We start from the raw sequence: 13,824 nt of genomic DNA on the forward strand, positions 1-13,824 counted from the left end.
CCTTTATGCATGATGTCGATGGCTTTAGTATGAACCCGTAACCATAAAAAAAACCTTAGCCCCAATTGGCTAAGGTTGGATGTTAACGACTTCCTTTTTCGTATGGCTTCCCGAGTGCAGCAGGTGCTTCGGCACGCCCCACAAAACCGGCTAAAGCCAGAATGGTCAACACATAAGGCAACATGCTCAGCACTTCACTCGGCACATATTTCGTTAAATTAAACAACTGGCCGGTCAGGGTCAAGGCCACGGCAAAGCCGAAGAACGTCGCCGCTCCCAGCACGCCGAACGGACGCCATTTGCCGAAAATCAGCGCCGCCAGTGCGATAAATCCTTGTCCCGCTACCGTGCCTTGGTTAAATTCACTTCCGATGGCGATGGATAAGCTCGCTCCTCCGAGCGCCGCCAGCGCTCCACTGATCATCACCGCGACATAACGCATCTTCACCACAGACACCCCGGCTGTTTCAGCTGCGTGTGGATGTTCGCCAACCGCACGCAACCGCATGCCAAATGTCGTGCGATAAAACAGATAATAACTTACCAATACAACCAAAATCGCGATATATGTGGTCGGCAACGCTTTAAAGATCGAAGGTCCGATGACGGGAATATCGCTTAACAACGGAATCGCAACCGCATCCAATTTATTTGCCACAACGGGGGTTTGGCCCGCCCCTTCATACAAGTGTTTAACCAGATAAACAGATAACCCCAACGCCAAAAAGTTAATCGCTACCCCACTAACCACTTGATCCGCTTTAAACGTGATGGAAGCGACCGCATGCGGCAAAGAGAGCAATATCCCCGCGAGCACCGCAAACAGCAAGCCCAGCCATGGGTTGCCCGTCATGAGAGTGGATACCGCCGCGGTGAAAGCGCCGATCGTCATCAACCCTTCCAAGCCGATGTTGACGACGCCGGACCGTTCAGAATACATGCCGCCCATCCCAGCCAAGATCAGTGGGGTCGCATAGATGACGGTTGTCGAAAAAATATTGGTCAACGTATCAAGCACGCGTTTCCCCCCCTTTTTTCTGGCGGAATTTCTCAAGGATTCGACCGGTCACATTGGCGGCCACAAACAAGATGATCGCCGCAAACACAACGCGGATCACTTCAAATGGGACACCCGCTTCAAATTGCATGTTTCCGCCTCCATAAGTAAGGACCCCAAACAAAACGGAGGCCAGAACGACGCCCAATGGTGTGCTGGCGCCCAACAGGGCCACCGCGATCCCGTCAAATCCGATGCCCGTAAAGGCCGGTTGGATCGCCAGGTAACCGCTCGTTCCCAATGCTTCTCCCGCTCCCGCCAATCCGGCAAACGAGCCGCTGATCATCATCGACATAATGATATTGCGCTTCACGCTCATGCCGGCATATTCCGCCGCGAGCGGGTTGTGTCCAACCGCACGCAATTCATACCCCAAGCGGGTGCGCCAAACGAGCAAATACATGACAAAAGCGGCCAAGAGAGCAATAATGAGTCCAAAATGCAAGCGAGCGCCGCCGAACATTTGCGAAATCGCATCCATTCGCAGCGAAGCCGATTCCATGATTTTCGGAGTGGAATCAGAACCTTTGGCCAGCCAATGGAAAACCAAAGCGTTGGATAGATACAGGGCGATAAAGTTCATCATGATCGAGATGATGACCTCGTGAACCCCACGGGTCGCCTTCAACAAACCTGGCACCAAGGCCCAAACCGCTCCAGCCAGTCCACCGGCAACCACGGCAACAACCGCATGCAAAACGGGAGGCAGGTCAAGTTTAAGACCGATGATAATCGCCACTAATTGCCCCACGATAAATTGCCCTTCAACCCCAATGTTAAAGAGTCCCGTCCGAAACGCCAGCGCCACGGCCAAACCGGTCAAAATCAAAGGCGTAATGGTTCTTAGCGTTTCACCTAAGTCATAAGGTTGGAACAATGCGCTTACAAACAAGGCATTGTAAGCGGCAAGCGGATCATACCCCGCCACCAACATCATGACCGCGCCAATCAACATCCCCAGCAAAATCGACACAAGGGAGGTGAGTAACGTTGACTGCGAATTTAAACCAGAGACCAATTTTTTCATTCTGCCTTCACCCCCTTAAGTTTGGTGCTACCAGCCATCAATAAGCCCAATTCCTCTTCGGAGGTGTTTTTCGGATCAACCCAACCCACGATTTTCCCTTCGTAGATGACGGCAACCCGATCGCTCAGTTTCAACACTTCATCGAGCTCAAGAGATACCAGCAACACGGCTTTTCCCTTATCGCGCTGTTCGATGATGCGCCGATGGATAAACTCAATCGCCCCCACATCCAATCCGCGCGTGGGTTGCGCCGCGATCAGGAAATCGGGATCACGATCAACCTCACGAGCAATGATCGCTTTTTGCTGGTTGCCACCGGACAAAGCCCGAATCGGGACATGTTCATTCGGTGTGCGCACGTCAAATTCACCGATCAAACGTTTCGCATATTTGTCAACTTGATCGGTCTGGATCAAACCGTTTTTCGAAAACGGCTCTTTATAATAGGTTTGCAACACCATATTTTCACTGACAGTAAAGTCGAGAACCAACCCGCGTTTATGCCGGTCTTCCGGAATGTGGCCCACTCCCGATTCTGTCACCTTGCGAGGGCGCGCATGCGTGAGATCCTTGCCGCTGATGCGAATGGAACCCGCTTTGACCTGCCGCAATCCGGTGATCGCTTCAATCAATTCCGTTTGACCGTTTCCATCGACACCGGCCAACCCGACGACCTCACCCGCCTTCACTTGCAGGTCTAATCCGCGGACTGCTTCAACCCCGCGGTTGTCATCCACAACCAGATTGTTGATTTCCAATACCGTTTGGGCCGGTTTCGCTTCTTTCTTATCAATGTCGAAAGAAACTTCGCGTCCCACCATCAAGGACGCCAATTGATTTTCATCGGTATCCCGCACATCGACTGTGGAAATTACCTTTCCGCGCCGAATCACGGTCACTCGGTCACAGGTGCTCATGATTTCCTTTAGCTTATGTGTAATAAAGATAATCGTTTTTCCCTCTTTGACAAGATTCCGCATGATTTCCATTAATTCGTTGATCTCTTGTGGAGTCAAGACGGCGGTGGGTTCGTCAAAAATCAAAATATCGGCACCGCGATACAATGTTTTGAGAATTTCCACGCGTTGTTGCATACCTACGGAGATGTCAGATATTTTGGCAGCCGGATCCACTTTGAGACCATAGCGTTCTGATAGCCGTCTAATCTCTTTTTCCGCTTTTTTCACATCAATGACGCCAAATTTACTCCGTTCATCACCCAAAATGATGTTTTCCGTGACAGTAAACGGTTGGACGAGCATAAAGTGTTGGTGAACCATTCCGATTCCTAGATTATTCGCCATCGTGGGGCCTGTGATGGTAACCGGTTTTTCCTTGATGCGAATTTCCCCTTCATCTGGCTGATACAAACCAAACAGGATATTCATCAACGTTGACTTTCCAGCTCCATTTTCCCCTAGCAACGCATGAATTTCACCTTTTTTTACGGTGAGATGAATCTGATCGTTGGCGACGATTCCCGGAAATCGTTTGGTAATTCCTATCATCTCAACGACATTCACAGGTTTCCCCCCTTTATAGATAAAAAGGTAGTTGATATTCCTCTTGTTATCACCGTTATCTCTCCATGTTAGAATGAGACAACGCCTTCATCAGTATACATGGTTATCGAAAATCAAAAAAGCCACCTCTATCAAGTCTCCCAATGAAAAATGAAAGCGGATTAACAAGAGGGATTTTTAGTATACCTGAGATAATTAGAATAAGGAAGAGATATTTTTAAAACAAATAATAGATAAGGCTTTTTTTAAACATTATTTTCTAATTTAGACATAAAAAAGAGTTGGAGTTATCCCTCCAACTCTTTCACCATCCTGATTAGTTCACTTTAAAGTTTTGCGCTTCTTCAGGAGTGGTTGGCACTTTGATTTCGCCTTTGATGATTTTTTGCTTGAACTCTTCCACTTTTTTGGCCACATCTTCGCTGATGTGTTTGCTCTTCACGAAGTCCACGCCGCCTTCTTTCAGACCGAACTCTTTTTGTTGGCCGCCTTTCAGTTTGCCTTCTTTCAGTTCTTTGATCACGTCAAAGACAGCCACGTCCACTTTTTTAACCATAGAGGTCAGGGTGTGTTCCGGAGCCAGATTGGATTGGTCCATATCTACTCCGATCGCCCAGAATTTGCCTTGCGGACGCACTTTCACTTCATCGAACAAGCCTTTGCCCACACCACCGGAAGCGTGGTAAATAATGTCCGCGCCGCCATTGAACATGGACTGGGCCAAGGAACGGCCTTTAGTGGCGTCAGTGAAGCTTTCGGCATAAGCCACTTGCACCTGCGCATTGGGGTTTACCGCTTTCACACCAGCGATGAAGCCGGCTTCAAACTTCTTGATGAGCGGAGAGGTCATCCCGCCGATAAAACCGATTTTGTTGGTTTTGGTTGTCAAACCAGCAACCGCCCCAACAAGGAAGGAACCTTCTTCTTCTTTAAAGGTTACGGCCGTTACGTTCTTAGGAATGTTTCCGCCCAGGTTGTCATCCACAATCCCGAAATTCACGTTTGGGAATTGGTTAGCCACTTCTGGAATCGCCTTATTGAACTTAAAGCCGACTCCCCAAGTGATCTTACGGCCTTCACGGGCGAATTTGGTTAAGTTTGGCACATAATCTTCGTCACGCTTGGATTCAAGCGCCTTGATGTCCGCACCCAGTTCCGCCTTGCTGCGCTCGATACCGGACCAAGCGCTTTGGTTAAATGATTCATCATTCAAGCCGCCTGTATCCGTTACCATTCCCACACTGAATCCTTTGCCTCCTGCTTGACCTGCTTGTCCGGAACAACCGACCACAGAGACAGCCAGGACTCCAGCCAACACGGCAGCCCATGCTTTTCTTGCCATTATCGTTTTCCCCCTTGCAGTAACAAATCGCTTTTTGGTGCTAAGCTTCACCAAACACCTAATCCCCCCTCCAAACAATACAACAGAAAAATTATGTATCAATTCAGAGGTATTATATATTCTAAAAAAACATTATTTGAATGTTGAATGAAGCTTAGCCCATACATTGTTATACCATGGGTTCAATTATTTGGCTACTGTTTTGTTTTCTTCATATTGTTCTTTGGTCAATAAAACTTCGCGCGGTTTGCTTCCTTCATAGGGGCCGATCAAGCCGTCGCTCTCCATCATGTCAATCAGGCGCGCGGCGCGGGTATATCCCACACGCAAGCGACGCTGCAATAACGACGCCGAAGCGGACTGTGACTCCAACACAATCTGCACCGCTTGCGGATAAAGCTCATCCGTCATGTCTTGCATTTGGTTTTCCGCCGCCTGCGGAATCATCTCCTCTTGGTAATGCGGTTCTTGTTGATCTTTAACGAAGGATACCACGGCTTCCACTTCTTCATCCGTGACGAAAGCCCCTTGAATCCGTACCGGTTTGGCCGCCCCGGTTGGCAAATACAGCATGTCGCCCCGCCCCAATAACTTCTCTGCGCCGCCCATATCCAGAATCGTGCGCGAATCCGCTTGTGAGGAAACGGCAAAGGCAATGCGGGAGGGAATATTGGCTTTGATGACCCCCGTAATGACATCAACGGATGGGCGCTGGGTGGCGATGATCAAGTGAATTCCCGCCGCGCGCGCCATTTGCGCCAGACGGCATATCGCATCTTCCACGTCGGAAGGGGCCACCATCATCAAGTCCGCCAATTCATCCACAATCACCACGATATAGGGCAGGGGCGAGGCTCCCTCTTCTTTTCGCTCCCCTATGATCTGGTTGTATCTCTCAATGTCGCGCGCCCCTTTTTTGGCAAACAGCTCATACCTCTTTTCCATTTCGGTCACCACTTTCTTAAGGGCGACCGCCGCTTTGCGCGGATCCGTCACCACAGGGACCAACAGATGGGGAATGCCGTTATACACGTTCAACTCCACCATTTTGGGATCAATCATCATTAATTTCACTTCATCCGGCCGGGCTTTGTACAGAAGGCTGACGACGATGCCATTGATGCAGACGCTTTTCCCTGAGCCGGTTGCCCCCGCGATCAGCAAGTGGGGCATTTTGGCCAAGCTGTCGACCTTGGGCTCGCCATAAATGTCCCTCCCCAAGGCGATGCTCAGTTTGGAAGCGTTGTTCTGGTAAGATGGGCTTTCAATCACATCGCGCAACCCGACTTTGGCGATTTCGGGATTGGGGATCTCAATTCCCACCGCCGACTTGCCGGGGATGGGGGCCTCAATCCGAATATCTTGTGCCGCCAGGGCCAAAGCCATATCATCAGCCAGATTGACAATCCGGCTTACTTTCACCCCCGCTTCCGGTTGAATCTCATACCGTGTCACCGCCGGTCCCCTGTGGATCCCGATCACCTTGGCCTTCACGCCAAAGCTCTCTAGTTTCTCCACCAGAATTTTGGCATTTTCATGAAAATCATCTTGATTCAGCTGGTTGTTGCGCTTCAGCTTGTTCAGAAGCCCATAGGGGGGCATGCGGTATTCCGCCGGTGTTTTCGTCTGAAAGTGCACAACCAATTCCTCTTCTTTGACCGGTTCAGCCGGACGGGGCTTTGCGACGGCCGGCGCCGGTTGCCCTGGCACGGTTTGAGCCCCCTCTTCCGTCCGCAACCGAAGCCGCAGCTGTTCAGGCTTGGCTTCTTGCTCCGGTTCTTCCCGATAAGCCTGATCAGCAAAATCATAGATGATCGGTTCGACGATCGGTTCCTTGCTGATCCCCTGTCCAGTCCTCTCTTTCTCCCGCACTTTGGCGCCCGTTTTTCCGCGCTTGCCCTTCTTCTGCGCAGAAGCGGCCGCATATGCACGCAACCATTCGATAAGGCTTCGCTTGGCGTCCTTCTTCATTTTCCTCAAAAATCCCTTAACCCGTTGGAACGCCTTCACATAGGAGAAGTCGGCTATCAACAAAATGCCGCTCAACACAAACGCGCCCAACACAATCAAGGTGCCGGTATCGGCAAACAAAAAGCGCAAGACGGCGTAAGTGATCGCCCCCACCATGCCGCTCCCTATATCCAACGGGACCGTCGAAGTTCGTTCCTCCAGCAGAAGATACCAAGTGGCATCGACAATCCCCTGTTTGGTCTCAAGCGTATGGAAAGTGAGATAATGATTAAAAGTGAGCATCGCCAAAAACACCATCATCACACCCGTCAACCGCGGTGACCAATGCTGCGGCCATTTCCGGTTAATCATCACATAGACCGCCAGCCATATCCCCATGATGGGTATCGCAAAGTCCCATGTTCCCACGATAAACCGGGCCAAGTAAGTCAAATTGCGCCCAATCGCGCCATAACTCGCCATGGCGATAAAAGATAAGGCCAACAGGGTTATCCCATAAATTTCAAATAAAATCTCCCGTTTCAGCTGTGCGGGTTGCATCGCTTTTTTCTTTTTCCTTGCCATTTTGATCACCTTTCGCTTAGCCATCACTTATCATTATAACATGGAAAAGCTCTCCAGCAGAGGTTCTCTGCTTGACATGCCCACTCGGTTGAACTATCATTAATGATCTTTTGGGATTTTCCCATTTAACGAAATTTCCCTTTTTTGCGTCTTATCCCTGCCCCGTCCAGACAAGCCCAATCACTCCCTTATTTGTTCGCTTCGCCCTTCCTCCCTGCCCAGCATTGAAAAAAATTGGAAAACCACCTCTCTTTAGGCGGCTGAACTTCCCTTCATTTTAAGAAAAATGATAACGGCTCCTAACACAAGTCGAAAGCCGATTTCCCCATCTTTCAGCGTTTGGGAAATCGGCTTTCTGCATAAAAGCTCTCATATCAAGAGTTTTTTACGTAACCCGTTGTCCGGGTTGAGTACCTATTTCGGGCACTCATTCAAGCCATTCCAATTCAAACTGGCCGACTTAGAGTAGTTGGTCACTTTTTGCTCAAAGAAGTCGGTCTTGGTGGCATTCATGTTGAAGTTCACATCAACCATGCCTATTAATTCCAAACAAGCAGTTCAACAAAACCGAACTCCTCAATGGTTCGCTTTAACTTTTTGTATTCCGGGTCACCGGACCGAGATCCTTGCGTGGATTATATTTTGCGGATTTATCTGCTCAACAGAAATCTTTTTTATATCCAACTTATCACCTAAACAAAATAGCAATGAAAAAAACCTAGCTCGAAAAAAATCTCGTCAAAATAGTTTAACCGGTATTTGCTTAGATACTCTATTCTTGGAAAAATGACCTCTTTGATGGAATGAAGGTTAGAACACATAATGCAAGTGTAATAAAAAACATGACGAATGAGCCCATCAATACCACACTTCTAACAGAAAAGATATCTCCTGTAAAGCCGACAAAAAAGGTCGCGGCCACTTGAACAATCGCTAAAAAAAGCCCAAAAACACTTCCAATTCTCCCCATCATATCTACCGGAACATGTTGTTGATAAAAAGTTAGATATCCAGTATTCGCAAATGCCATGAAAAAGGATAAAACAAAAAAACCAACTGCTGCTACAGCAAAGGTCGTAGAAAAAGAATATACTAAATAACCAATCGCGATCATTAAGCTTCCTAAACCAATTAACTGATGCAAAGGAACCCGCCTGACAACAACCGAGTTTAACATTGATCCCGTAATAAAGCCTATACCCGCTATACTAACAAGAACACCATAACTGCTTTCTGACAAGCCTAAAACTTGTCTAGTAAACACAACTTCTTGCGAGTCTAAAGCACCCGCCATAATCATCGTTCCTTGAAACAGGGCATATACCGCCATTAAATATTTTGCTTTTTTGATAAATTGAAAGACCACCAACCAGTCAGAAATTAAAAGTTTAATAGAAAAGGTTTCTTTAGTTGTCTCTGTTCTTTCGCTATCTGTATTAGGTAACAGGAAAATAAAACATGCGGAAAGGAGAAATGAAATACCATTTAAAATAATAGCGATAGCTGGACTTCCTGCAAACACGAGGAAACCTGCAATCGCTGGCCCAATTACAAAAGCACCTGAAGACATGACATTTTGCATCGAGTTAAAGTGCTTGCGCTTTTCTGTCGGTATTAGTTTCGTCATATACGTCACAGAAGTTGGATCAAAAAACGCACTTGCCATTTGAATGATAAAAACAATGGCATAGATATGCCAGATCGATTGAAAAAATGGAATGCTAAAGACAATAAAAGCTCTCGTCACATCTAATAAAATCATGATCGTGCGATTATTAAAACGATCAATAATGCTACCGGCCCAAAAAGAAGTGAATAATGAAGCAACTGGCTTTATCATATACAAGCCAGCAACCGCAATAGAAGAATTTGTTATGTTTAGCACCATTAAATTAAGCGCAATTAAATAAATCCAATCTCCTAAATGCGAGATGCCAATTCCCGATAATAATAAAATTTTTTCTTTTCGCGAAAATCGATCTGCCCCAACACAATTACCTCTTTTCTATTGATATTTCACATCAATATAGCACAATTCACTATATTCTAAAACGTATTTCAGAATATTATTTAAGGGCTAACTGTGTTACTTCTTTAAAGTCGGCAGAATAGCTCTTTCTAAAAAAGTGAGTCAAAGACCACTCATATGTACGGGGGAATTCTCCTTGTCCAACTCCGCCTCCAAGTTGAAAGCCGATTTCCCCATCCTTTAGCGTTTGGGAAGATCGTAGAGCTTTTTAAGTCAGAATTGTTCAGTCAATGGCCGCAAAAAATCGGTTGTCTTTCCATTATAAACATATCGGCTTGTACGCTAACGCTCTCTCTACGATTTCTTCCGGAGTGGGGGCATATTCACCCATGTTGTCCTTAAACTGACCATCCGGGTAAAAAATCAGGTTTGAAGCTTTAGGCATAGAAACATGAACATAAAAAAGTTCCATGTAATAGTGAGTTTCAGTTCGATATGTTTCAAAATCCATGGCCCTTCTGACAAACTCTACGAGTTCTTCTTTCGTGATATCCTCCACCTTATTGGGATAGCGAGCTCAACAAACTCTTCTAAATCCATGGCACATAAAGTTATCAACGTACCTGTCGGGATCTGGAGAGTTTATTTATTTGAAGTTGGTTGTACTGTATATCGCGATTTTGAAACTCAGGCTTAAATTACTGATGATGAGTAAATAAATACTATTTAAAAACCATACCCTGCTCCGACACAACTGGGGTTTATTATTGACGTTCAGTCAATAATAAAATGGTGTTATCAAGCTACTCAATCATTGGATGGAGGGATTGCAAATGGATTTGTATTATGAGGTCAGTGGTAACGGAAAACCTATGTTTTTTGGAGGAATAAAATCATGCCACGTACTCAGAAAGAAAATGAACGCATACGACAGATGACCAAAGAGAAAATTCACATTGTTGCAATGGAACTGTTCATTAAACAAGGATATCACGCTACTTCCATTAACGACGTAGCGAAACATGCAGGTATTTCCAAAGGCCTGCTTTACAATTATTACAAAGGGAAAGAAGAGCTTCTTGCGTCAATGGTCGATGCCAGAATCGGTGAATTGGTTCACGTGATGGAAGAGGCAATCGCCATTGAGGCGCCTGTCGAGCAACTTAGGCATATTGTCGAGGGAACTATCGATAATGTCCATCAAAAAACAGAAGTTATTCCGGTTCCATCTCCATCTGCAGACACATCCTGAATCAGACGAAGTGGTAGCGAAATACAGTAAACTGCTGATCGATGAAAGCGCCAGACAGTTCAATTTTCAATGTGAAATCTTTAAAAGGCTGGGAGAAAAGGAACCGAAAAAACGGTCATTATACTTTTCATCAGTGCTTCAAGGCATCATGTTGATGATATCTACCTATCCAGAACAGTTTCCAATTGAAGAAGTGAAGGCGCAGATCATTCAAGAGTTTTGTAACCCATCTATCGCATAAAAGGTTTAAAGGCAACGAACGTCGATTTCGGGATCATTATTGTCCCATCAACAATTAATGTTTCTCCTATTTGAACATTTACTTCGTATAGACCAACAGTCACATCACCTCTTCCTCTGATCTTAACGACATGTTCTACTGCCGGACTTGGTGTCAAGTTCCTTGGTTAGAACAGAAACTGCTCTTAAATAGAGTTTCATTTTCTGAGGAAGAACCAAGGCCAAAGGGTTATATCGCCAGCAATCTTTGGATTCGGGATTGAAGTCAATGACCTTCTCATAAAAGGCTTCCCTGATCTTCTCCTGCGCCATCGGTGTGCAAGGAAGCCAACCACCCGTCTCGCTTCAAATGTTCACCGGTACCGCTTTGGTTATATGGATTGGATTGCCGCCTCTTGCTTTTTGAAGTGAAGGGCCAAATCTTCATGTCCGCGGATCATGAAGGATCAAAAACCAACTGATGAAGATGATCAAACCTTTTGTGCAATGGGACACCGAGACAGAAAGGCCCTACCGCTTTGGAATACAAAGCTATAAATAGGGATAGTTCTTTACGTCTTGTAGGGGACTATCCCTTTTTCAATGTCTGTTCTTGCATAGCAATCTCTTTCTTCCTGTTATACCTCTTTACAACCAAAAAAGAATGACTTATTGTTTTATTCTGATGATCCCAAGGAGGAATGCACCATTGGATAAAAACCAAAATAATGATTTGTTCAATCAAACCATCGATGCCAGAGATGGTTTTTGGAAAAAGATCGGAACGGTGGATCCCTATGTGTTGACACATCTCATCAATCCCGCTTTTATGGGCGGCCCAAAATGGCCGGCCATGAGACAAGCCTTTGTGAAAGTGGAGACTCCGAATTCTGTGATTTTGGCAAGTGACGGTTTGTCTGATCCGTTTGATGACGTTGAGGAGCCAAATCAAGGATTTTCCTTGGAATGTTACCTTGAATCGGATGATCCCACCCTTCGCAAAAGCATCGCTGATCTTGATCAAACGTGGCAATTTCAGTTGGTATACGAAGTCGCACAAAACTTCGCCCAGCATGGGGGCGTAAAAGAATTGTTGGAGCTGTATGGCGTTTTGTCGATGGAATTCTCGTTTATAGATGTGCCGGAGCCTTTCAGTGATGAGGAGGGGCGCGTGGGGGTCTTGCTTGGCCTTGAGTCTGATCAAATCCCAACCAGCTTTATGGGTCCGGCAAGTGATATACGCTGGGTGAGCATCAAAGTACTCACATCACAGGAGTTACATTACATATTGCAACATGGTGCCGATGGGAGAAAAAAGCTGGCTGAATTATTCCGCGAACAAGGTACTCATCATCTGTCTACTCTTAATAGAAAATCAGTAGTATAAGAACATTAATGAAGTAAATTTAAAAACCATGAATTGATTATCTTGCGGCATATAATACCCCTCGATATTACAGCATCGAGGGGTTTATCTATTTAAAAACGCCAACTGATTACTTGCGACATACCACTCAAACCCCAGAATAGCCCATGAGAACAATCCGGACCTAAAACCATCCCGGCCGATGAAAAGCCCATTGGAATGGAAAAGCCCTTATCACCAAGCAACAGGAGTTGGCGATGGAGCTACTAAAAAGCGGTATTATTCAAAATGACTTACCGTTTTTCTTTTTTCATTATCTCAGGATTCCAATCACATACTCTTAATGAATACTCCAGTATTTGCAGATAATCGGTCAACAAATTAAATTCCGAATCGGATAACGGATTCTTCTTGAAGCATTCCAATTCAGCAAACTTACAAGACAAAAGTCATTTGGAAGGAAAACACCTTCTTTTGTCAAATAACACCTAACTAGCTCAAAGCTTCATGGGGATATTTTTTTAAACAGGGATTGATCCATTTAACCGCCCCTTTAAACCAAAATTAAACCAGAGGAAAGCGATGACTTTTTTAATGAGATCCACAACATTGGGTGACTTTAGATGAAATTGTGCAATGGTCTAACTCATTTTCCCAAACGACATCTTCTTTCGATTGCCCAGTTCTCTGTAAATGATCACTTTTTTCAAATAAGCCATTGTTTTTTCTCTGTTACCAATGGTAACGGCATTTCCACAAAAATAAATTAATGATAAAACTTATAAATGATGATGGTGTTTTAAAATGCAAAAATTAATTAACCACTTGTAGTGATTTGAACAGTACAGTTATTGGAACAACAGCTGGTAAATGGACAACCTCTAGACCTTATGTCGAAGGGAATTTCGGCTCATATAAATTACATATAGATGAGATTGCTCCTGTTGCTGTTTTATCAGGAAAAATTTATAGTCCATTAATTGATGAAGAATGGAATTGGCTCGTTGGTTCGGGATATGATAATACGAGTGGTTCTTATGCATGGTTAGTTGATCCAAGTCATCCAACGAGTGAATATGATCGGTATTTAAGATGGGTTGATCACGATCAAGATTGGGTACTTGTATTAACAAGCTACAACTGGTAAATAATAACCCCCTCAACTCGGATAGTTTTACGTATGAGGGGGTTTAAACAATGAAAGGGAGTTATAAAATGTTTTTGTCTTCAAAGACACTATTATTTTTGTCTTATGCATTAGTTATTCTTTCCACCATATTTATTGTTTATCTTTCAAGTAAATATAAAAAATGGTGGTTACGGATTAACCCCTTAATTTTGGACAGAGTGTATCTTAAGCTCGCTTTTTCACCCTTTTTCAACTAAACTCGAACGGTTGAAGTCAAAATCAAATGCTTTTGGTATGTAAGTAAAATTCGTTTGGAGTTAAATCCTGTAAACTAGAATGAATTCGACGTTCATTGTAAAAGCTTATGTATTCTGTCACTGCCTCATAAGCTTCTCCATACGTTTT

10 protein-coding genes and 1 pseudogene are annotated in these 13,824 nt (G+C 45.1%); 3 read left to right on the forward strand and 8 right to left on the reverse strand.

The window, feature by feature from the left end:
- Window positions 1-82 precede the first annotated feature (82 nt).
- The 7 genes from ACFQNG_RS10305 to ACFQNG_RS10335 form a co-directional block, all read right to left on the reverse strand.
- Window positions 83-1,018 (reverse strand): ABC transporter permease, encoded by a 936-nt coding sequence (locus ACFQNG_RS10305; RefSeq protein WP_379864843.1) that lies wholly within the window; start codon window positions 1,016-1,018, stop codon window positions 83-85.
- Window positions 1,011-2,084, reverse strand: coding sequence for an ABC transporter permease (locus ACFQNG_RS10310; protein WP_379864844.1), 1,074 nt, complete (start codon window positions 2,082-2,084; stop codon window positions 1,011-1,013). The genes ACFQNG_RS10305 and ACFQNG_RS10310 overlap by 8 nt, the downstream gene beginning before the upstream one ends.
- Entirely contained in the window at window positions 2,081-3,592 is a 1,512-nt protein-coding gene (locus tag ACFQNG_RS10315; RefSeq protein WP_379864854.1) for an ABC transporter ATP-binding protein, read from the reverse strand. The genes ACFQNG_RS10310 and ACFQNG_RS10315 overlap by 4 nt, the downstream gene beginning before the upstream one ends.
- Window positions 3,593-3,923: 331 nt before the next feature.
- Window positions 3,924-4,949 (reverse strand): BMP family lipoprotein, encoded by a 1,026-nt coding sequence (locus ACFQNG_RS10320; RefSeq protein WP_379864845.1) that lies wholly within the window; start codon window positions 4,947-4,949, stop codon window positions 3,924-3,926.
- 186 nt (window positions 4,950-5,135) lie between these two features.
- A complete protein-coding gene (locus ACFQNG_RS10325) occupies window positions 5,136-7,484 on the reverse strand; it encodes an FtsK/SpoIIIE family DNA translocase (RefSeq protein ID WP_379864846.1) in 2,349 nt (782 codons plus the stop codon).
- 772 nt (window positions 7,485-8,256) lie between these two features.
- Window positions 8,257-9,441, reverse strand: a complete 1,185-nt coding sequence (locus tag ACFQNG_RS10330; RefSeq protein ID WP_379864855.1) for an MFS transporter — start codon at window positions 9,439-9,441, stop codon at window positions 8,257-8,259.
- A gap of 331 nt (window positions 9,442-9,772) precedes the next feature.
- A complete protein-coding gene (locus tag ACFQNG_RS10335; protein ID WP_379864847.1) occupies window positions 9,773-10,012 on the reverse strand; it encodes a hypothetical protein in 240 nt (79 codons plus the stop codon).
- A gap of 336 nt (window positions 10,013-10,348) precedes the next feature.
- Between ACFQNG_RS10335 and ACFQNG_RS10340 the strand changes: the two are divergent.
- The 3 genes and pseudogenes from ACFQNG_RS10340 to ACFQNG_RS10350 all read left to right on the forward strand — a co-directional run bounded on the left by ACFQNG_RS10340 (window position 10,349) and on the right by ACFQNG_RS10350 (window position 13,437).
- Window positions 10,349-10,946 (forward strand): annotated as a pseudogene (locus ACFQNG_RS10340) (TetR/AcrR family transcriptional regulator).
- A 687-nt stretch (window positions 10,947-11,633) separates the two neighbouring features.
- Window positions 11,634-12,311, forward strand: coding sequence for a hypothetical protein (locus tag ACFQNG_RS10345; protein WP_379864848.1), 678 nt, complete (start codon window positions 11,634-11,636; stop codon window positions 12,309-12,311).
- Between the two features lie 814 nt (window positions 12,312-13,125).
- The gene (locus ACFQNG_RS10350) at window positions 13,126-13,437 is read left to right on the forward strand and encodes a hypothetical protein (RefSeq protein WP_379864849.1); all 312 of its coding nucleotides are present in this window, start codon (window positions 13,126-13,128) and stop codon (window positions 13,435-13,437) included.
- Window positions 13,438-13,698: 261 nt separating this feature from the next.
- On the opposite strand, the gene ACFQNG_RS10355 is transcribed toward ACFQNG_RS10350, so the two are convergent.
- A partial coding sequence (locus ACFQNG_RS10355) for an IS3 family transposase (protein ID WP_379864856.1) occupies window positions 13,699-13,824 on the reverse strand: 126 nt, incomplete at its 5' end.

This window comes from Laceyella putida, assembly GCF_042665195.1.
Taxonomy (GTDB): Bacteria; Bacillota; Bacilli; order Thermoactinomycetales; family Thermoactinomycetaceae; genus Laceyella; species Laceyella putida.